The sequence below is a fragment of the Paracoccus ferrooxidans genome, assembly GCF_029909815.1.
GTDB lineage: Bacteria > Pseudomonadota > Alphaproteobacteria > Rhodobacterales > Rhodobacteraceae > Paracoccus > Paracoccus versutus.
The window spans coordinates 2,386,326-2,404,395 of the sequence record NZ_CP038198.1; the positions used below are offsets into that span (position 1 = coordinate 2,386,326).

The window sequence follows — 18,070 nt, forward strand, 5'->3', positions numbered from 1 at the left end:
CTCAACCGGGCTCAAGGCCGCCGGATGATTGCATTGGCCCGCAACTCGGCCAGGTAGTTGTCGGCAGCCTGGCCGACCTTGCGGCTGAAGATCTGGCTGCGCATCTCTTCGCGGTCCGGCAGCGCGTCGGGATCGGGCGCGGCGGCCGTCTCGCCCTCGGCCGTCACCGCCACCGGCGCCTCCGCCGCGGCGCCGGAGGCCAGCAGCGCGGACTGGCGCTTGCACAGCATCAGCAATTCGGCCGCGCCGCCCTGGCTGACCACCGAGGTCTCGTTGTCGTCCAGCACCGCCAGCCGCAGCGCCTCGGCGGCCGGGATCTGGCCTTGCGGCAGGGTCTGGCGCTGGATCTGCTCGGGCGGCAGGCCGCGGGCATGGACGAAAAGATCGGCGCAGCTGTCGGAAAGCGCCGCGATCCGGTTCGCCTCGGCCAGGCTGGCTAGCCGGAAGCGCACGTAGTCCAGCACCTGTTCCCTGGCGCCGGGACGCAGCGCGCCGCGGCTGTCGCGCAGGAAGAACAGCACCACCGCGCCCTCGACGGTCAGGGGCTGGCTGATCTGGCCGGGCTTCATCGACAGGATGATCGGCCGCAGCGAGGGCGGCAGGTTCTCCAGCGGCATCCAGGGCAGCCGCCCGCTTTCCTCGGCCGAGGGCGTCGCGGAATGCTGCCGCGCCGCCGCGGCGAAATCCGCCTCCGAGCGCACGCTCTGCACCAGCGATTCCGCCAGGCCCATGGCCTGCGCCTCCTGGCCGGGCGGCGCGGGGATGATCAGTTCGGACAGCGCGACATGGGTGATGCGCGGCGTCTCGATCAGGCGCTGCATTTCCTGGTCCAGCTCGGCGTCGCTGACCTGGACCTGCGGCACCAGGCGCTGGCGCACCACGTCGCGCCAGACAATGCCGGCGGCGACGAAATCGCGGAAGGTCTGCTGTTCGACCCCGGCCTGGGCCAGGGCGCGGGTGAATTCCTCGACGCCAAGATTGGCGCGGCCGGCGAACTCGGCCAGGCCGGCGTCGATCTGGGCGTCGCTGGCGGTGATGCCCATCTGGTTCGCGGCAAACAGGCGCAGCCGGTCGTCGATCAGCGCCTGCTCGGCCGAGGCGCGGTCGGCATCGGGCGCGCGCAGGATCTGCAGGAAGCGGATGCGCTGTTCCAGCTCATAGCGGGTGACGGCCGAATCGTTGACATAGACCAGCGGCTGGAACGGATTGCCCTGCGCAAAGGCCGGGGCCACCCCGCCTGCTGCCAGCATCGCGGCCATGGCCGCCCCCAGAAGAATTCGCCGCATCAGCTCCCTCGCCGCATGGTTTCGCCGGACATTAGCGCAGGCAGGCGCGGCGCGCCACCGTTCCCGGACCGGGCTTTTGCTGGCCGAAGCCGCCCAGCCGGATGCCCAGGTCCAGCCGGGTGTCCGGCCGCACCTCTTCCGATGAGGTAAAGCGCCGCTCGACCGACATTTCGACGGTTATGCATTCATTGCGGTATTCCAGACCCAGCTGCGCCTTTTGCGCGCGATCGGCGGTGAAGTCATACCGCGTCTCGGTCGTGGCCCACCAGCCGGGCGCGACCTGCCAGCCCCCGGCCATGGTCAGTTCCGACACATCCTGGTCGCGGCTTTCGCCTTCATCCGAATCAAGCCAGAGATAGCCGGCCGAGACCTGCAGTCCCGGCCTGAACCAGCCCAGCCGCAGCTCGTTGCGGCTGATCGAGAAACCGTCGTCGAACAGCGCGCGGTTGGCGATGGCAAGCCCGTTCGACCCCGAGTAATGCGCCGCCAGCAGCCAGTCCGAGCGCTTGCCGCCCAAGGGGCCGCCGTCCCAGAACCCCGGATCGGTGGCGCCGCTTTCGAAGGCCGCGTCGGCCTCGTCGCGAAAGACGCGCCCGGCGGTCAGGCCGATGGACCAGCCGGCCGGGTCGATCCGGGTCCAGCCGATGCCCAGGTTGGCGCGCCAGCCCGATTCGCGCGCATCCCAGCCCGGAAAGCGGTTCAGCGCGAACAGGTTGCCCTCGTCGAATTCGATCAGCTGGCTGTCCTCGTTCGGCACCTTGTCCTCGGCGTCGCGTTCGGGCGACCAGACCAGCTGCGCCACCGGCTCGACGATATGGGTGACGCCGCCGGAATGGCGGGCGAAGGGCCAGCGCAGCTCGGCCGCCAGCACCGGATCGGCCCGCACCACCCAGTCGTCATAACCGCTGTCCTGGTTGATGCGGTAGAAATCGGCGTCCAGCCGGGTCTCGACCGTGCCGACCAGCCCGCCGGGCAGGATCGCGCTGCGATACCAGTCCAGCGCGACCGAGCCGCGCGCCATGTCGCGGCCGTCGCGATCCAGCGAGGACGAGCGGCGGTGGGCGTGCAGCGACCATTCCAGGCTGGCGATGCCGCCGATCCGGCCGGGGGTCCAGCGCCGCTTCCACAGCGCATCGGCGACGACCGAGGGGGTGAACTCATCGGCCTCGTCCTCGCGCAGCGATTCGTAATTGCCGATCCGCGCCATCATCATGCGGTCGCGGCGCACGCGGTCCAGCGTCAGCCCGCTCCACAGCCGGTCGGCGCTGGAGATGTCGTAATCCAGCAGATAGGCGCGGTTGCTGGCCATCTGGATCTGCAAGCCCAGCATGTAGCCGCGCGGCAGCTCGAACCGCGCGCCGCCGAACAGATAGCCACGGGTGCGACCCTGCTCGATGCTGTCGCGCGAGATGGCGCCGTTCCATTCCATCGCGCCGTTGCTGAAGGCCTGGCGATAGCGCAGCTCCAGCGTGCGGGTGCGCGAAACGGCGACATAGGGCGTCAGCGTGATGTCCGCATGATCGCCCAGCGTGACGAAATAGGGCAGCTTGATGCCGAACCCCAGCCCCGAGGTGGTGCGGAACTGCGGCCGCAGGAATCCGGTCATGCGCTCGACGCTGGGATCGGGCGCGGTCAGCCAGGGCAGGCTGGCGATGGGCAGGCCAAGCGCGCGCAGCTGCGGGCGGTCGAAATGCAGCTTGTTCGTGCGCGCATCATGGGTGATGGCCTGGGCGCGGATTTCCCACAGCGGGATCGGGTTCTCGGCGCAGATCTGGCAGCTGGAGGCGACGACATTGTCCAGCCGGGTGACGGCGCCGTTCTCGCTGCGGCGCATCTCGCGCGCGGCCATCTGCATCTCGCGCGCCAGCACCAGCCGGGCGCCGCGCAGGATGCCGTCCTGCATGTTCGGGTCCAGCTGGGCGCTGTCGGCGATCAGGATGGTTTCCTGGGGCGTGCCGGCGCGGGCCGGTTCGGTCAGGTGGATCGGCCCCTCGATCACCGCCGAGCCGGTTTCGTTGTCATAGACCACGCGCGAGGCAACCAGCCGCGCGCCGCGATACCAGATCACCACCCCGCCCGAGGCGGTCAGCCGGTTGTCCGCGCCCAGCGTGACCCGGTCGGCCAGCAGCGTGGCCGGGCTGCCGGTGCCCTCGGCCTCGCTGCCGGTGATGCGCAGGCCGCCGGGCCGGGCGGCGACGCGGGGCGTCTGCGACGCCTCGGTGCCGTCGGCGAAGCGGGCGCTGTCATCGGGGCTTTCGGTCGGGGCCAGCGCCGGGCCGGCGGGGCCCTGCGGCACCTCTTCGGGCTGGTCATAGACCGGCAGGGTCTGGCCCTCGGGCGTCAGGCTTTGTCCCAGCGCCATGCCGGGCAGCAGCGCCGCCAGCAGCGCCGCGCGCGCCGTTTTCGCAGTCTTGCGTCCCTTGTGCCTGCGCGCCATCAACCGTCCTCCAGCCGCAAGAGTGCCCCGAGGGCGAAAAGCAGCGCCACGACGGGCGGCGCCCAGCCGGCCAGCGCCGGCGGGATGCCGCCGTTGTCGCCCAGCACCTGCGCCAGGTTGCGCAGGAAGAACAGCGCGATGCCGCAGCCGAAGGCGCCCAGCACCAGAAGCCCCATCCGGCGCCCGCGCATGTGGCGCATGGTGAACACCGCCGCGATGGCGATCATGGCCGCCATCAGCAGCGGCCGGGCCAGTTCCATCTGGAACCAGACCTTGTGGCGCTGGGCGGAAAAGCCCGCCCGCTCCAGCCCCTGGATAAAGGTCGGCAACTGCCAGACCGGGATCGCCTCGGGCCGGCCGAAGCTGTCGCGGATGCGCGCGGCGGTCAGGTCGGTCGGCAGCTCCAGCCGCGGCGCGGTGCGGGCCATGGCCTCGGGGTTGGGCTGGGTCAGCGGCCATTCCTTGGTGTCGGTCAGCTCCCATGCGCCCTGGGTCAGCCGCGCGGTGGCGGCGTCGATACGGCGGGTCGGCCCGGTCTCGGGCGAATACACCATGAAGGTCGCGTCATACAGCGTCGTGGCATCGGGGCTGGCGCGGCTGGCGCGGATGACGACCTGGCCCGCGGTCTTGGCCCCGTTCGCGTCCAGCTCGGGCAGGGCCTGGCGCAGCCAGACCGCATTGTCGCCGACGCTGACGGTCTGGCCGCCGCCGCTGCGCATCTGCGCGACCGCGTCGTCATAGCGCTTGGTCGTCGCCGCCACCATCGGGTTCAGCACCGCGACCGCCAGCATCCCGGCCAGTGCCGCCGTGATCGCCGGGGCGCAAAGCACCCGGATGCCCGAACGCCCCGAGGCGCGGATCGCCACCAGTTCCGAGCTGCGCGACAGGCCCAGGAACAGCGCGCTCCCCGCCAGCACCGTGATCAGTGGCAGGATGGAATAGAAGCTGGCGGTGATGTTCAGCAGCGACAGGCCCGCCGCGCCGGAAAGCCCGATATTCTCGTCCGAGAAGCGGCGGATCTGCTCGACCACGTCGATCAGGAACAGGATGGCGCCGAAGATCGCCGCGATCATCACCAGCATGCGCAGGAAGCGCCGCGCGACATAGGTGGACAGGATCATGCCGCGCCCCCTTTTGCCGCGGTCGCCTTGGCGGCGCCGCGCAGCCGCCGCGGCCGGGCGGCAAGCCACAGCACCGCGGCGCAGATCGCCGCGCCGACCAGGGGCGAGACATAGATCAGCGGCCAGCGCGCGGCATTGCCGGCGACCTGGTTCTCGGCCGCCGTGCTGAGGAACTGCACCACGATCAGCGCCACCACCGCCCAGATCACCTGCCGCCAGACGCCGAAGCGGCTGAAGCCGCCCAGCAGCAGCATGCCAAAGCCCAGCAGCGCCGCCACCGGCGCCTGGAAGGGCTTGGCCAGCCGCTCATGCGCCTCGGCCAGGGCGCGGTCGGGGGTGGCGCCGGTCGCGGCCAGCAGCTCGGGGTCGGGATCCAGCAGCCGCGGCGTCGAATAGGCGCGCAGGTCGCGCTTGCGGCTGGCGCCCGTGTCGATCAGCGTGCCGAGGTCATAGGCCAGTTCGGAGAACCGCGTCACCGACAGGCTTTGCCGGTCGCCGGCGTGGCGCAGGTCCTGCACCATGCCCTGCATCATCACCAGCCGCGGCCCCTCGTCGGTCCTGACCAGCAGCGCCTCGGCCGCGGTATAGGTGGTCTGGCTGCCCGGGTCGCGGGCGTCCTCGAGGAAGAAGTCCACCAGACGCCCGTCCGCCGCGATGTCGCGGATGTAAAGCGTGACCCCCTGCACCGGATACTGGAAGGCGCCGGCGCGCAGGAATTGCGCGGTGACGTTCTGCGCGATCTCGGCCTGGCGGTCGGCCAGCCGTCCGCGCGCCATCGGCACCACGGCATGGACCAGCAGCGCCACCATCAGCCCGACCAGCACGCCAAAGACCAGCACCGGCCGCGCCAGCCGCCAGGGCGACATGCCCGTCGCCTGCATCGCCACCAGCTCGGATTCCGAGGCCAGCCGGTTGGTGCCATAGGCGCTGGCCGCGAAGGCCGCGATCGGCAGCACGACCGAGATCACCAGCGGCAGGGTCAGCGCGGTGAACTCCAGCACCACCAGCGCCGTCTGCCCGTCCGAGATCAGCTGCTCGAACAGCGAGACGGCGCGGTTGATCCAATAGACCGAGACCAGCACCAGCGCGAAGAACCCGAACAGGGTCAGCAGTTGCGACAGGATGTAGCGGTCGATGCGGGGCATGGGGGCTTTCGCGGGCTCGGACCCCGCCTGATTAGCCGCTGCGCGGCTGTTGGGAAAGCCCCGGCTCTGGTCAAGCCGCGCGGGCGTGACTAGTTTCCGCCAAGACAGAGCAACGCGAGGGGCGGGACCATGACTCATCCGGTCGAAATTTCCTTTACGGCGACGGATGTCGCGGGGCTGGCCGAGCGGCCCGGCCGCGTCGCCATCCTGGTGCCCAAGGCGGGGCGGTTGCCCGCCGGACTGCCGCGCGCCACGCGCGAGGCGCTGGGGCGCGCCTTCGCCTCGGAGGCATGGAAGGCGGTCAAGCCCGGCAAGGCGCTGGAACTGGCCTTTCCCGCCGGGTTGAAGGCCGAATCGCTGCAGCTCGTGCTGTTGCCGGCCGATGCCGACGTGGCGACGGCGCGGGCGGCGGGCGCCAGCATCGGCGCCAAGCTGGGCAAGGCCGAGACGCTGATGCTGGCCGGCAACCATGCGCGCGCGGCCGAGGTGGCGCTGGGGCTGGCGCTGCGGGCCTATGACTTCTCGGCCTACAAGACGAAGAAATCCGGCAATGGCGCCGCCGCCGAGGGAGAGGCCCCGGCCGAGCCCGCCGCGACCACCAGCCGCACCGGCGCGCCCCAGGATGCGCGGCTGTCCGATGCGGCAGGCACCGACGATCCGGCATCCGAGCCGACCCAGGGCGCCACGCCGCGCGGCCGGGTGATCTTCATGCACCAGAACCCCGAGGCGCTGGCCCGCGCCGCGGCCGATGGCGCCGCCCTGGCCGAGGGGGTGTTCTTCACCCGTGACCTGGTGAACGAGCCCGCCAACGTCCTGACCACCGGCGATTTCGCCGACCGGCTGCTGGCCATGCGCGAACTGGGCCTCGAGGTCGAGGTGCTGGAAGAGGACGAGCTGGCCAAGCTGGGGATGCGCGCGCTGCTGGCCGTGGGGCAGGGTTCCGAAAGCCCGTCCAAGGTCGTGGTCATGCGCTGGAACGGCGGCGGCGATGCCGCGCCGCTGGCCCTGGTCGGCAAGGGCGTGGTCTTCGACACCGGCGGCATCTCGATCAAGCCCGCCGCCGGCATGGAAGAGATGACCATGGACATGGGCGGCGCGGGCGTGGTCGCCGGCGTCATGCGGGTGCTGGCGCTGCGCCGGGCCAAGGCCAATGTCGTGGGCCTGGTCGGGCTGGTCGAGAACATGCCCGACGGGCGCGCCCAGCGTCCGGGCGACATCGTCCGCTCGATGAAGGGCGACACGATCGAGGTGATCAACACCGATGCCGAGGGCCGGCTCGTGCTGGCCGATGTGCTTTGGTATGCGCAGCAACGCTTCAAGCCCGCCGCCCTGGTCGATCTGGCGACGCTGACCGGCGCCGTCATCATCGCGCTGGGGCATGAGAATGCCGGCGTGTTTTCCAACGACGACGCCTTCGCCACCGCGGTGCTGGACGCCGCCAAGGCCGAGGGCGAGGGCGCTTGGCGCCTGCCGCTGGGCCCGGCCTATGACAAGCTGATCGATTCGCGCCTGGCCGACATCAAGAACACCGGCGGTCGCGCGGCCGGCTCGATCACCGCGGCGCAGTTCCTGCAGCGTTTCGTGGGCGAGGGCCTGCCCTGGGTGCATCTGGACATTGCCGGGGTGGCGCTGCCGCCCGCCGAGACCGGGCTTGCGCCCAAGGGCGCATCCGGCTGGGGGGTGATGACGCTGGACCGGCTGGTGCGCAACCGTTTCGAAAGGCGGGGCTGATGGGCTCGGCCCTGTTCTATCACCTGACCCGCTCGGGCCCGGTGCAGCTCTTGCCGATGCTGATCGGCAAGAGCCTGCAGGCGGGCTGGCGGGTCGAGCTGCGGGGCAGGGACCGGGCGCGGCAGGTGGCCCTGGACGAACGGCTGTGGCTGGGCGAGGGCTTCCTGCCGCATGGCCTGGCCGGCGGGCCGCATGACGCCCGCCAGCCGGTGCTGCTGACCGTCGAGGGCCAGGCGGCCGCCAATGACCCGCGCTGCCTGATCGCGCTGGACGGGGCCGGGGTGTCGGGTGCCGAATGCCTGGCGCTGGAACGCGCCTGCATCGTCTTCGACGGCAATGACGCAGAGGCGCTGGAGCGCGCCCGGACGCAATGGCGGGCGCTGAAGGCCGAGGATGTCGCCGCGGAATACTGGTCCGAGGCCGGCGGTCGCTGGGAACGCAAGCAGTAGGGCGGGGCGGACGCCTCCGAGCTTCTCGCCGGACCATCCGCCCTGCCGCCGACGCGACGGACAGGGCACTGGGGCGGGAACAGCATCCCTGCGACCTCGTCGCACAAGGTCGCGCAAGGGCGAGGCGGCCGTCTTCAAGGGGCTGCGTAACCCACAGGACACGCCGGAAATCGCGGCGCTTTTCCGTCGAGGAGACCGTGGCAGAGGGCCGGGGGCTTCCTGCCCCGGAACCAACTCGGAAACGGGCCTGCGAGTGGGCACCGCTTGCGTTTCCGGGCCGCCCGTCGGCAGCTGCGACAGGGTCGGCAGGCTTGCACGGCTAATCCGCAAACTGCGCCCCGGCACGCATCAACTGCACCGGCCAGCCGCTGCAATGCAGGAAGTCCCAGGGTCTGAAGGCCAAGATGTGAAGGTATGAGATGGTGCTGCGAGAGAGGATTGAATTTTCGATTATCAAAATAAAATCAATTAGTTATAAGAGGTGCCGGCACCGATTCTGGCACCAATTCTGGCACCGAATTGACGTTGCGTCACGCCATGAGAAAGCCCCGGTCGCGGGTGCGCCGGGGCCTCGGTTGTCGTAGTGGATCAGGCGGCCTCCTGCGCTTTCAGCCGCGCCACGATTTGCCGCACGGCAACGGCGTAGGTGCGGCCTTTCGCTTCCCATTCGTCGGCATCCTTCCAGTTGCCGATTGCATCCCGCACCTCATGCCGGAAAGGTTCGGGGATTCGGCCGGTATCGTTCCATACCCCGCCACCTGCTTGGATCAGGTCGAGGCGGGCGCGTTCTGCGCCTTCGTCATCGTCGTTGATCTGGTGCCACCACGTCAGCTTGTCGTGGAAGTTCTCGCGGGCGCTGATTTCGTTCCCCATCATGCGGCCTCCTTCTGTTCGGTCACGGGCAGAATGAACCGGGGGTTATCTTCCCACACCTGATAGGCTTCGGCGTCGGCTTCCTCATTGCCGGTTTCCTCGGGTGGCGTTCGATCAATGGTCGCATCGGCCAACATCTGAAATTCGCGTTTCAGCACGCGAAAACTAGCCAAAATGCTTTCAAGATCGCCTATGGCTTCCTCAATTTCCTCAAGGGGCTGTTCGGTATCTTCCAGTTGCTCAAGAATCGTTTCTGGAATGTCGTATCCAGTCCAGATCGAACTAGGTCATGTTGACAAATGGCGGAGCCAGAGGCGGATCGACGTGATGTCGATGAAGCCCAGGAAGCTTTCGGCGGTCTTGTCGTAGCGGGTGGCGACGCGACGGGCATTCTTGAGCTTGTTGAAGCACCGCTCAACGAGATTGCGCAGGCGGTAGAGCCTGCGGTCAACGGCGACCCGTAGCTTCCGGGTTTTGCGCATGGGGATGACCGGCACCACGTCGCGCACCTCCATGGTCTTGCGGATGTTGTCGGAGTCGTAGCCGCGGTCTGCGAGCAGAACGCTTGGCTCGGGCAGGTTGTCAGCCATGACCAGATCGAAGCCGAGGTAGTCCGATGTCTGCCCGGCCGTGATCTCGGTTCTCATGGGCAGGCCTGCCGCATTGACCCGCAGATGGATCTTGGTCGTGAAGCCACCTCGCGAGCGGCCGAAACCTTGGCGCGGAGTCCCCCTTTTGCGCCCGCTGCCTGATGATGAGCGCGAACCACGGTGCTGTCGATCATCTGCAGCGCATCCGGCACGATCCGGCTCTCGTTCAGCGCCTCCAGGATCTGTTCCCACAGCCCCGCCAACGTCCAGCGCCGGAACTGCCGATAGACAGACGACCATTTGCCGAACTCTTCCGGCAGGTCGCGCCAGGGCGACCCCGTTCGGGCGATCCAGAAAATCCCATCCAGAACAAGCCGATGGTTCGTGGGCTTGCGGCCGTTCGGAGAACGGACAGCCAGGATGAAGCGTTCAAAGAACGCCCACTCGTCGTTCGACATCAGGTTTCGTGCCACGCTGGTCTCCATTGCAGATACCAGCTTGAATCACGATCACCGCGCCCGGTGAATCCCTTTTGTCAACACGCCCTAGCCAAGGTGGCGCGTTCCGCCGATCCCTCGGGCGCGGTCAGGCTATGGCGATCAAGATAGGCGTCTATCTCATGCTCAACCAGATGCGTCTGGTTTGCGGTCAGGTCGGCGCGCAGGGCGTCCAGCTTGGCCTGCCGGGCGCTCTGGTCGAATACCTGGGCATCCTTCATCACCAGCAGGTCAAGCGAGGCGTCCAGCACGGCCAGCGGGTCAGCAAGCGCGATCTGACCGGCCTGGGCCCTCTGCATCAGCCTGTCTTGCTCTGCCTCGATAGCATCCCCGCTCGGCAGGCGATCCCGTTTCGCTTCGTCCTCGGCCAGCATTGCCTGATACCGTTTCCAGACCGCGCTGCCATAATCTGCCGTGGTGATGGGTGTGCGCAGGTCGTCCAGCCGGTCGCCCGCCGTCTTTGCCTCTGCCGCCGCGATCTGGCGCTGTAGGGTCGCCACGGCAGCGGGCAGCGCCCTCATGGCAGCGCGGCGCTCGCCGCCTAGCGCCGTGACCAGTTCCGATTTGCCGAGGGTGGGGCGAAGATGCGTCGGGACCGAAACACGGGCATAGAATCGCCCGCCCTTGATCTTCAAATTCTTCACCTGCCCAGCCATCCGCAGACCTCATTCTGGCACCAACACCGGCACCAAAAGAGGCACTAACCCCAGCAAAGCAAGGACTTTTTTAGATTTCAATAGGATAAAATGGTGCTGCGAGAGAGGATTGAACTCTCGACCTCTCCCTTACCAAGGGAGTGCTCTACCACTGAGCTACCGCAGCGCCGTGGACGGGGCTTTAGACCGACTGTGCCGGGCGTGCAAGGGGGAAGATCGGGAAAAATGTATTTCGCCGATCGTTGCCGATCGCCGCGCGGCCAGGGCGCCGCCGCTGGACGCAAGCCGGCAAGGACGCTAACAGAAAGGCATGACAAGAACACCCCGCGATCCCCAGGACGATACACGCGAAGCGCGGCTCAAGGCCGCGCTGCGGGCCAATCTCGCGCGGCGCAAGGCGCAGGGGCGCGCGCGGGCCGGGACATCGGCGGAAACGACGAACGAGCAGCATGGGCCAGGGATGCCGCCAAGCCGGCAAGCGCCCACGAACGAGGAATAGATGGACCAGATCATTGTAAGGGGGAACGGGCCGCTCAAGGGCGAGATCCCGATCGCCGGCGCCAAGAACGCCTGCCTGGCGCTGATGCCGGCGACCCTGCTGACCGACCAGCCGCTGACGCTGACCAATGCGCCGCGGCTCTCGGACATCCGCACCATGACCGCGCTCCTGCAATCGCTGGGGGCCGAGGTCGCCAGCCTCCAGGACGGGCAGGTGCTGGCGCTGTCGAGCCACGACCTGACCAGCCACCGGGCCGATTACGACATCGTGCGCAAGATGCGCGCCTCGATCCTGGTGCTGGGGCCGATGCTGGCGCGCGACGGCCATGCCGTCGTGTCCCTGCCCGGCGGCTGCGCCATCGGCGCCCGGCCGGTGGACCTGCACCTGCGCGCGCTCGAGGCGATGGGGGCGGAACTCGACCTGCGCGAGGGTTATGTCCATGCCAAGGCACCCTCGGGCGGCCTCAGGGGCGCGGTGATCGACTTTCCGCTGGTCTCGGTCGGGGCGACCGAGAACGCGCTGATGGCGGCGACGCTGGCGCGGGGCACGACCGTTCTCAACAACGCCGCGCGCGAGCCCGAGATCGTGGACCTGGCCGAATGCCTGCGCCGCATGGGCGCGCAGATCGAGGGTGAAGGCACCTCGACCATCACCGTCGAGGGCGTGCAGGCACTGGGCGGCGCCACGCATCCGGTGGTGACGGACCGGATCGAGCTGGGCACCTACATGCTGGCCCCGGCGATCTGCGGCGGCGAGGTCGAATGCCTGGGCGGCCGCATCGACCTGGTCGCCGCCTTCTGCGAAAAGCTGGACGAGGCCGGCATCGAGGTGGTCGAAACCGGGCGCGGGCTGAAGGTCGCGCGCAAGAACGGCCGGATCCGCGCGGTCGACGTGGTGACCGAACCCTTCCCGGGCTTCCCGACCGACCTTCAGGCGCAGATGATGGCGCTGCTCTGCACCGCCGAGGGCACGTCGGTCCTGGAGGAGCGGATCTTCGAGAACCGCTTCATGCATGCGCCGGAACTGGCGCGCATGGGCGCCCGGATCGAGGTTCACGGCGGCCACGCCACCGTCCACGGCGTCGAAAAGCTGCGCGGTGCCCCGGTGATGGCCACCGACCTGCGCGCCTCGGTCAGCCTGATCCTCGCCGGGCTCGCCGCCGAGGGCGAAACCATCATCAGCCGCGTCTATCACCTGGATCGCGGCTATGAGAAGGTGGTGCGCAAGCTGCGCGGCGTCGGCGCCGATATCGAACGCATCAAGGAGACCCCCGCCGATGGCTGACGCCCGTTTCACCGATGCCGATCCCGCGCCGCTGGCGCTGCTGGCCGGCGATGCCGACGACCTGACCGTGATCTCGACGCTTACGCAGGATGCGATCCTGCCGGTGACCGAGATCGCCTATGACAGCCGCCACCGCCAGCTGGCGCTGCTCCTGAACCGCTTTCGCTGGGAGGATGCCGAACTCGCGCGCCGCGACGGCCGCCCCTATGAGCGGGTGCGCTCGGTGCTGCTGATCTCGGACGTGCAGCGGGTGCTGAGCGACGGCATCGACCGCAAGGACAAGGATCTGGTCCTGGAACTGCTGGCCCTGACATGGCAGGCGGGCGAGGATGGCACCGGCCGTCTGCTGCTGGAGTTCGCCGGCGACGGCACGCTGGCCATCGACGCGGAATGCCTGAACGTCGAGCTGCGCGACGTGACGCGGCCCTATGTCGCCCCCTCGCGCCGCGCGCCCCAGCATTCCGACACTTGATCCGCCGCGCACTTCAGGGTGCGCGTACGCCGGTTTCGCGGCCGGATGGGTATTTGGGGAACGAAGAAGACGAGCGCTTCTCTGTTCCACAAATACTCGAATCCGGCCTTGCATCCCGCGCTGAACGGGCAGGTTCAGCGCTGCCATAGCCGCTTGAGCCCCTTGCCCGCAGCGGCTAACAAGGGCGGGTCATTGAAGGCTCGAGCCATGCCCATCCACCTTTCGACCGCCCAGCCCGATTTCGCCGAACGCTTCGCCGCGCTTCTTTCGATGAAGCGCGAGGATGCGGCCGATGTGAACGATGCGGTGGCGGCGATCATCGCCGATGTGCGCAGCCGGGGCGACGACGCGCTGGTCGAGTTGACCGGGCGTTTCGACCGCCTGGCGCTGACGCCGGAAACGCTGGCCTTCTCGCGCGAGGAGATCGCCGCGCAGACCGCGAAGGTCTCGGCCGAGGATCGCGCCGCCCTGGCCATGGCTGCGAGCCGCATCCGCGCCTATCATGCCCGGCAGATGCCCGACGATCTCAGCTGGACCGATCCCGAGGGCGCGACCCTGGGCTGGCGCTGGACGCCGGTCGCGGCCGCGGGGCTCTATGTGCCGGGCGGGCAGGCGAGCTATCCCTCGTCGGTGCTGATGAATGCCATTCCCGCGCGGGTGGCGGGGGTCGAGCGGCTGGTGGTCTGCGTGCCGACGCCCGGCGGCGTGGTGAACCCGCTGGTGCTGCTGGCGGCCGAACTGGCCGGGGTGGACGAGATCTATCGCATCGGCGGGGCGCAGGCGATCGCCGCCATGGCCTATGGCACCCGGACCATCCGGCCGGTGGACAAGATCACCGGCCCCGGCAATGCCTATGTCGCGGCAGCCAAGCGGCAGGTCTTCGGCCGTGTCGGCATCGACATGATCGCCGGCCCCTCGGAGGTGCTGATCATCGCCCAGGGCGCGCAGAACCCGGAATGGCTGGCGCTGGACCTGCTGGCCCAGGCCGAGCATGATGCCGATGCCCAGTCGATCCTGGTCACCCCCGACGAATCCCTGGCCCGCGCCGTGGTGGCCGAGGTCGAGCGCATCCTGCCGACCCTGCCGCGCGCCGAGGTGGCGGGCGCCAGCTGGCGCGATTATGGCACGGTGATCGTGACGCGCGACCTCGACGAGGCGGCGGCGCTTTCGGACCGGCTCGCCCCGGAGCATCTGGAGCTTTGCGTCGACGATCCCGAGGCGCTGGCGGAAAAGACCCGCCATGCCGGGGCGATCTTCCTGGGCGGCTGGACGCCCGAGGCGGTGGGCGATTATGTCAGCGGTCCCAACCATGTCCTGCCGACGGCGCGCTCGGCGCGGTTCTCGTCGGGCCTGTCGGTGATGGATTTCCTCAAGCGCAGCACCATCGCCCGGCTCTCGCCCCAGGCGCTGGGGGCGATCGGCCCGGCCGCGGTGCGGCTGGCCGAATCCGAGGGGCTTTCGGCGCATGGCCGCTCGGTCTCGGCGCGGCTGGCGGTTCTGAACGGGGGGCAGTCATGAGCCAGTCCACGAACCGGCTGTGCCGGATCGACATCGACGACAGCGCCCTGCCGCCGCCCACGCCCGAGATCGAGCAGGACCGCCGCGTCGCGGTCTTCGACCTGCTCGAGGACAACAGCTTCATCCTGCCCGGCCGCGAGGGGCAGGAGGTTCCCGCAGGCCCCTATGCCCTGGCGCTGGCGGTGCGCGAACGCCGCCTGGTCTTCGACATCGCCACCGAAGCGGGGGACAAGGTGGCCGAGTTCCACCTGTCGCTGGGTCCGTTCCGGCAGACGGTCAAGGATTACTTCCAGATCTGCACCAGCTATTTCGACGCGGTCAAGCGTCTGCCGCCGGCGCAGATCGAGGCGATCGACATGGCCCGGCGCGGCATCCACAACGAGGGCGCCCGCACCCTGCAAGAGCGGCTGGAGGGCAAGGCCGAGGTCGACATAGACACGGCGCGGCGCCTGTTCACCCTGATCTGCGCGCTCGTTCCGGGGTGATTCGTGGTCGGACCGATTCCCCATTCGGTGCTGTTTTGCTGCGACCACAACGCCATCCGTTCCCCCATGGCCGAGGGGATGATGAAGAAATTCTACGGCCGCGCCGCCTATGTGCAGTCGGCCGGGGTCAAGAACGACATGGAGATCGACGGCTTCGCCATCGCCGTCTGCAAGGAGATCGGGGTCGAGCTTTCGACCCATCGCGCCCGGTCTTTCGAAGAGATGAAGGCCTGGGGCGACGACCTGACCAGCTTTGACCTAGTGATCGCCCTTTCGCCGGCCAGCCAGAGGCAAGCCCTTGAACTGACGCGGGTTTCGCATCTGGACGTGGAGTATTGGCCGATCATGGACCCCAGCGGCCTGGCCGAGGGGCGCGAGGCCAAGCTGGCGCTTTACCGCACCGTGCGCGACCAGATCCGCAAGCGGATGATCGAGCGTTTCGGCCCGCCGACCGAAGGCTGAAGAAAACTTCCGCGCGCTAACGGAATCTTAGCCTATTGGCGCAATGCTGCCGGAAATCCCTTGCAGGAGGTTTCCCGGATGACCGAAATCCAGCGGCTTCACCACGATCTTGAATGGGCCATGCGGGCGATGGGCTCGCATCGCGCGGTGCTGATCCTCGACCTTGCCGGGCATATCGTCGCGGTGAACCAAAGCTACCTGGGCATGTGCGGCTATCGGCGCGAGGAGTTGATCGGCCGGCCGGTGGTGATGCTTCTGGATCCCGTGGACAAGGTGCCGGACCGGCTGTGGCGCATGCTCGAGACGCCGGACGGGCGCGAGGCGCGGCTGCACGACCTGGCGCAGGTGGCCAAGTCGGGGCGGCGCTTCCGGGTCGATGCCCGCATCTGCCCGATTCGCGACGAGGGGGGCCGGGTCTGCCTGACCGTGCTGTTCCTGCGCGAAGCGGCGGACGAGGCGGGGCCGCAGCACCCGGACCTGCCGCGGATCGCGGGCATGGCACAGATCCTTCGCCTGCCGCCGCGCCGCCTGGCCGAGCCGCGGTCGCGGCCGGGCCGATGCGGCCGGTCGGGGACCGGCATCGCCCTGTGCGCCCCGGCGCGGCGCGACCATTGACGGATGCCGTGCGGCGGGTGTCTCGCAGGGGGGCGGTCAGACGACGACCGCCGCGCCCTCGGTGGCGGGGCCGACATTGCGGCGGAAGGCGGCGAAAAGCTCGCGCCCCAGCCCTTCGGCCGAATGCGAGGGGTCATGCGTGGCCGCCGGCCGGTCCTCGAAGCCGGGGGCAAGGCAGGTCAGCGTGCCGGCCACCGCGTCGAGCCGGACGGGATCGCCGTCGCGCAGCCGCGCCAGCGGCCCGCCATCGGCCGCCTCGGGCGAGATGTGGATTGCCGCGGGAACCTTGCCCGAGGCGCCGGACATGCGGCCATCCGTGACCAGCGCCACCCGCAGCCCGCGATCTTGCAGCACGGCAAGGGTGGGGGTCAGCGAATGCAGCTCGGGCATGCCATTGGCGCGGGGGCCCTGGAAGCGGACGACGACCACCACGTCCTCGGTGAACTCGCCGCGCTTGAAGGCGGCCTTCACCTCTTCCTGGTCGGCAAAGACGCGCGCGGGGGCTTCGATGACATGGCGTTCTGGCGCCACGGCCGAGACCTTGATGACGCCGCGGCCCAGGTTGCCCGACAGCTGCTTCAGCCCGCCGGTCGCGGCAAAGGGATCGGCGGCCGGGCGCAGGATCTTGTCGTTCAGCGTCTCGCGCGCGCCGCCGACCCATTCGATCCGGCCGTCCTTGAGGCGGGGTTCCTGCGCATATTGCCCCAGCCCGCCGCCGGCGATGGTGCGCACGTCCTCGTGCAGCAGCCCCGCCTCCAGCAGCTGGCCGATCATGAAGCCAAGGCCGCCCGCGGCATGGAAATGGTTCACGTCGGCCAGGCCGTTGGGATAGACGCGGGCCATCAGCGGCACGGTCTCGGACAGGTCGTGGAAATCCTCGAGGTCCAGGATCACGCCGGCCGCCCGCGCCATCGCCGGCAGGTGCAGCACCAGGTTGGTCGAGCCGCCGGTCGCCATAAGCCCGACGATGCCGTTGACGAAGGCGCGTTCGTCCAGCACCTCGCCCGCAGGCAGGTAGTCGTTGCCCAGCCGGGTGATCGAGGCCGCGCGCTGCACGGCGGCGCTGGTCAGCGCATCGCGCAGGGGCGTGTTCGGATTGACGAAGCTGGAGCCCGGCAGATGCAGGCCCATGAACTCCATCAGCATCTGGTTGGTGTTCGCCGTGCCGTAGAAGGTGCAGGTGCCCGGCGCGTGATAGCTGGCCATCTCGGCCGCCATCAGCGCCTCGCGGCCGACCTCGCCGGTGGCGAATTGCTGGCGGACCTTGGATTTTTCGTCATTGGGCAGGCCCGAGGGCATGGGGCCGGCCGGCACGAAGACGGCGGGGATGTGGCCGAAGGTGGCGGCGGCGATGATCAGCCCCGGCACGATCTTGTCGCAGACGCCCAGGTAAAGCGCCGCGTCGAAGGTGTCATGCGTCAGCGCCACGCCCGAAGCCAGCGCGATCACATCGCGCGAGAACAGCGACAGCTCCATCCCCGGCCGGCCTTGCGTCACCCCGTCGCACATGGCCGGAACCCCGCCCGCGACCTGGGCCGTGGCACCCGCGGCATGGGCGGCCTGGCGGATCAGGTTGGGATAACGCTCATAGGGCTGGTGGGCCGAAAGCATGTCGTTATAGGCGGTGACGATGCCGATGTTGGGCTTGCGCGTTTCGGCGAAGTCCTGCTTGTCGGGCATGGCGGCATAGGCATGGGCCTGGTTGCCGCAGGACAGGTGGGCGCGGCGCGGCCCTTCCTCGGCGGCGCGGGCGATCTTGGCCAGATAGGCGCTGCGGCTTTGGATCGAACGCTCGCGGATACGGTCGGTCACCCGGTCGATGGTGGCGTGCAGGGTCATGGCTGGCATCTCCTTTGGCGCCAATGTAAGCCGTTAGCGTTAACAAGGCAACCGGCCGGCTCTTGCCCGCGGCCGCGCGGCGTGGCAATCCTGCGCCGTTTTGCACGAGGC

General features: G+C 69.0%; 18 protein-coding genes and 1 tRNA gene. 9 read left to right on the forward strand and 10 right to left on the reverse strand.

Translation table 11 applies throughout. From position 1 onward, the window contains the following. Window positions 1–11: 11 nt before the first annotated feature. From E3U26_RS12020 to lptF, 4 genes are read right to left on the reverse strand one after another with little or no spacing between them, the layout of a single operon-like run. Window positions 12–1,286 carry a peptidylprolyl isomerase gene (locus E3U26_RS12020; protein ID WP_499104932.1) on the reverse strand — a complete coding sequence of 425 codons (1,275 nt, stop codon included), beginning with the start codon at window positions 1,284–1,286 and terminating at the stop codon, window positions 12–14. Window positions 1,287–1,317: 31 nt separating this feature from the next. Next, window positions 1,318–3,723: an LPS-assembly protein LptD gene (locus E3U26_RS12025; RefSeq protein WP_499104933.1), complete on the reverse strand. Its 2,406-nt coding sequence runs from the start codon at window positions 3,721–3,723 to the stop codon at window positions 1,318–1,320. Further along, window positions 3,723–4,844: an LptF/LptG permease family protein gene (gene lptG / locus E3U26_RS12030; protein WP_499104934.1), complete on the reverse strand. Its 1,122-nt coding sequence runs from the start codon at window positions 4,842–4,844 to the stop codon at window positions 3,723–3,725. The genes E3U26_RS12025 and lptG overlap by 1 nt, the downstream gene beginning before the upstream one ends. Further along, window positions 4,841–5,989, reverse strand: a complete 1,149-nt coding sequence (lptF, locus tag E3U26_RS12035) for an LPS export ABC transporter permease LptF (protein WP_036751744.1) — start codon at window positions 5,987–5,989, stop codon at window positions 4,841–4,843. The genes lptG and lptF overlap by 4 nt, the downstream gene beginning before the upstream one ends. Window positions 5,990–6,118: 129 nt before the next feature. On the opposite strand from lptF, the gene E3U26_RS12040 reads away from it, so the two are divergent. Beyond that, a complete protein-coding gene (locus E3U26_RS12040; protein ID WP_499104936.1) occupies window positions 6,119–7,720 on the forward strand; it encodes a leucyl aminopeptidase family protein in 1,602 nt (533 codons plus the stop codon). After that, complete coding sequence (locus tag E3U26_RS12045; protein WP_114535848.1) at window positions 7,720–8,169, forward strand: DNA polymerase III subunit chi; 450 nt, start codon at window positions 7,720–7,722, stop codon at window positions 8,167–8,169. Before E3U26_RS12040 ends, E3U26_RS12045 begins: the two co-directional genes overlap by 1 nt. A gap of 588 nt (window positions 8,170–8,757) precedes the next feature. Here E3U26_RS12045 and E3U26_RS12050 read toward each other — a convergent pair. The 5 genes from E3U26_RS12050 to E3U26_RS12070 form a co-directional block, all read right to left on the reverse strand. Continuing rightward, the gene (locus E3U26_RS12050; RefSeq protein ID WP_276242532.1) at window positions 8,758–9,045 is read right to left on the reverse strand and encodes a hypothetical protein; all 288 of its coding nucleotides are present in this window, start codon (window positions 9,043–9,045) and stop codon (window positions 8,758–8,760) included. After that, window positions 9,042–9,200 carry a hypothetical protein gene (locus tag E3U26_RS12055; protein WP_499104937.1) on the reverse strand — a complete coding sequence of 53 codons (159 nt, stop codon included), beginning with the start codon at window positions 9,198–9,200 and terminating at the stop codon, window positions 9,042–9,044. Before E3U26_RS12055 ends, E3U26_RS12050 begins: the two co-directional genes overlap by 4 nt. Before the next feature lie 129 nt (window positions 9,201–9,329). Next, a protein-coding gene (locus tag E3U26_RS12060; protein ID WP_088238952.1) for an IS5-like element ISPme2 family transposase occupies window positions 9,330–10,117 on the reverse strand; the annotation gives its coding sequence in 2 pieces (ribosomal slippage) (window positions 9,330–9,781 and window positions 9,781–10,117; 789 coding nt in all). A 50-nt stretch (window positions 10,118–10,167) separates the two neighbouring features. After that, complete coding sequence (locus E3U26_RS12065; protein WP_499104938.1) at window positions 10,168–10,785, reverse strand: DUF6538 domain-containing protein; 618 nt, start codon at window positions 10,783–10,785, stop codon at window positions 10,168–10,170. Between the two features lie 91 nt (window positions 10,786–10,876). Further along, window positions 10,877–10,951 (reverse strand) — tRNA-Thr (locus E3U26_RS12070). A gap of 144 nt (window positions 10,952–11,095) precedes the next feature. Between E3U26_RS12070 and E3U26_RS12075 the strand changes: the two genes are divergently transcribed. The 7 genes from E3U26_RS12075 to E3U26_RS12105 all read left to right on the forward strand — a co-directional run bounded on the left by E3U26_RS12075 (window position 11,096) and on the right by E3U26_RS12105 (window position 16,120). Further along, window positions 11,096–11,284 carry a hypothetical protein gene (locus tag E3U26_RS12075; protein ID WP_114535847.1) on the forward strand — a complete coding sequence of 63 codons (189 nt, stop codon included), beginning with the start codon at window positions 11,096–11,098 and terminating at the stop codon, window positions 11,282–11,284. Continuing rightward, window positions 11,285–12,568: a UDP-N-acetylglucosamine 1-carboxyvinyltransferase gene (gene murA, locus E3U26_RS12080; RefSeq protein ID WP_036751737.1), complete on the forward strand. Its 1,284-nt coding sequence runs from the start codon at window positions 11,285–11,287 to the stop codon at window positions 12,566–12,568. Beyond that, window positions 12,561–13,040 (forward strand): DUF2948 family protein, encoded by a 480-nt coding sequence (locus tag E3U26_RS12085; RefSeq protein WP_072461559.1) that lies wholly within the window; start codon window positions 12,561–12,563, stop codon window positions 13,038–13,040. Before murA ends, E3U26_RS12085 begins: the two co-directional genes overlap by 8 nt. Before the next feature lie 207 nt (window positions 13,041–13,247). Continuing rightward, the gene (gene hisD, locus E3U26_RS12090; RefSeq protein ID WP_499104939.1) at window positions 13,248–14,558 is read left to right on the forward strand and encodes a histidinol dehydrogenase; all 1,311 of its coding nucleotides are present in this window, start codon (window positions 13,248–13,250) and stop codon (window positions 14,556–14,558) included. Further along, window positions 14,555–15,043 carry a UPF0262 family protein gene (locus tag E3U26_RS12095; protein ID WP_114535844.1) on the forward strand — a complete coding sequence of 163 codons (489 nt, stop codon included), beginning with the start codon at window positions 14,555–14,557 and terminating at the stop codon, window positions 15,041–15,043. Before hisD ends, E3U26_RS12095 begins: the two co-directional genes overlap by 4 nt. 66 nt (window positions 15,044–15,109) lie before the next feature. Next, window positions 15,110–15,505 carry an arsenate-mycothiol transferase ArsC gene (locus tag E3U26_RS12100; protein ID WP_240540390.1) on the forward strand — a complete coding sequence of 132 codons (396 nt, stop codon included), beginning with the start codon at window positions 15,110–15,112 and terminating at the stop codon, window positions 15,503–15,505. A gap of 78 nt (window positions 15,506–15,583) precedes the next feature. Next, a complete protein-coding gene (locus tag E3U26_RS12105; RefSeq protein WP_499104941.1) occupies window positions 15,584–16,120 on the forward strand; it encodes a nitrogen regulation protein NR(II) in 537 nt (178 codons plus the stop codon). 36 nt (window positions 16,121–16,156) lie between these two features. On the opposite strand, the gene edd is transcribed toward E3U26_RS12105, so the two are convergent. Next, window positions 16,157–17,959, reverse strand: coding sequence for an IlvD/Edd family dehydratase (gene edd, locus E3U26_RS12110; protein ID WP_499104943.1), 1,803 nt, complete (start codon window positions 17,957–17,959; stop codon window positions 16,157–16,159). Window positions 17,960–18,070: the final 111 nt, after the last annotated feature.

Bases quoted from the DNA above. Each gene is read 5' to 3' on its own strand.
- lptF (WP_036751744.1), bottom strand. From the start codon at position 5,989: ATGCCCCGCATCGACCGCTACATCCTGTCGCAACTGCTGACCCTGTTC.
- lptG (WP_499104934.1), bottom strand. From the start codon at position 4,844: ATGATCCTGTCCACCTATGTCGCGCGGCGCTTCCTGCGCATGCTGGTG.
- E3U26_RS12025 (WP_499104933.1), bottom strand. From the start codon at position 3,723: ATGGCGCGCAGGCACAAGGGACGCAAGACTGCGAAAACGGCGCGCGCG.
- E3U26_RS12085 (WP_072461559.1), top strand. From the start codon at position 12,561: ATGGCTGACGCCCGTTTCACCGATGCCGATCCCGCGCCGCTGGCGCTG.
- E3U26_RS12100 (WP_240540390.1), top strand. From the start codon at position 15,110: ATGGCCGAGGGGATGATGAAGAAATTCTACGGCCGCGCCGCCTATGTG.
- hisD (WP_499104939.1), top strand. From the start codon at position 13,248: ATGCCCATCCACCTTTCGACCGCCCAGCCCGATTTCGCCGAACGCTTC.
- E3U26_RS12075 (WP_114535847.1), top strand. From the start codon at position 11,096: ATGACAAGAACACCCCGCGATCCCCAGGACGATACACGCGAAGCGCGG.
- E3U26_RS12050 (WP_276242532.1), bottom strand. From the start codon at position 9,045: ATGATGGGGAACGAAATCAGCGCCCGCGAGAACTTCCACGACAAGCTG.
- E3U26_RS12105 (WP_499104941.1), top strand. From the start codon at position 15,584: ATGACCGAAATCCAGCGGCTTCACCACGATCTTGAATGGGCCATGCGG.
- E3U26_RS12020 (WP_499104932.1), bottom strand. From the start codon at position 1,286: ATGCGGCGAATTCTTCTGGGGGCGGCCATGGCCGCGATGCTGGCAGCA.
- E3U26_RS12065 (WP_499104938.1), bottom strand. From the start codon at position 10,785: ATGGCTGGGCAGGTGAAGAATTTGAAGATCAAGGGCGGGCGATTCTAT.
- murA (WP_036751737.1), top strand. From the start codon at position 11,285: ATGGACCAGATCATTGTAAGGGGGAACGGGCCGCTCAAGGGCGAGATC.
- E3U26_RS12045 (WP_114535848.1), top strand. From the start codon at position 7,720: ATGGGCTCGGCCCTGTTCTATCACCTGACCCGCTCGGGCCCGGTGCAG.
- edd (WP_499104943.1), bottom strand. From the start codon at position 17,959: ATGACCCTGCACGCCACCATCGACCGGGTGACCGACCGTATCCGCGAG.
- E3U26_RS12040 (WP_499104936.1), top strand. From the start codon at position 6,119: ATGACTCATCCGGTCGAAATTTCCTTTACGGCGACGGATGTCGCGGGG.
- E3U26_RS12095 (WP_114535844.1), top strand. From the start codon at position 14,555: ATGAGCCAGTCCACGAACCGGCTGTGCCGGATCGACATCGACGACAGC.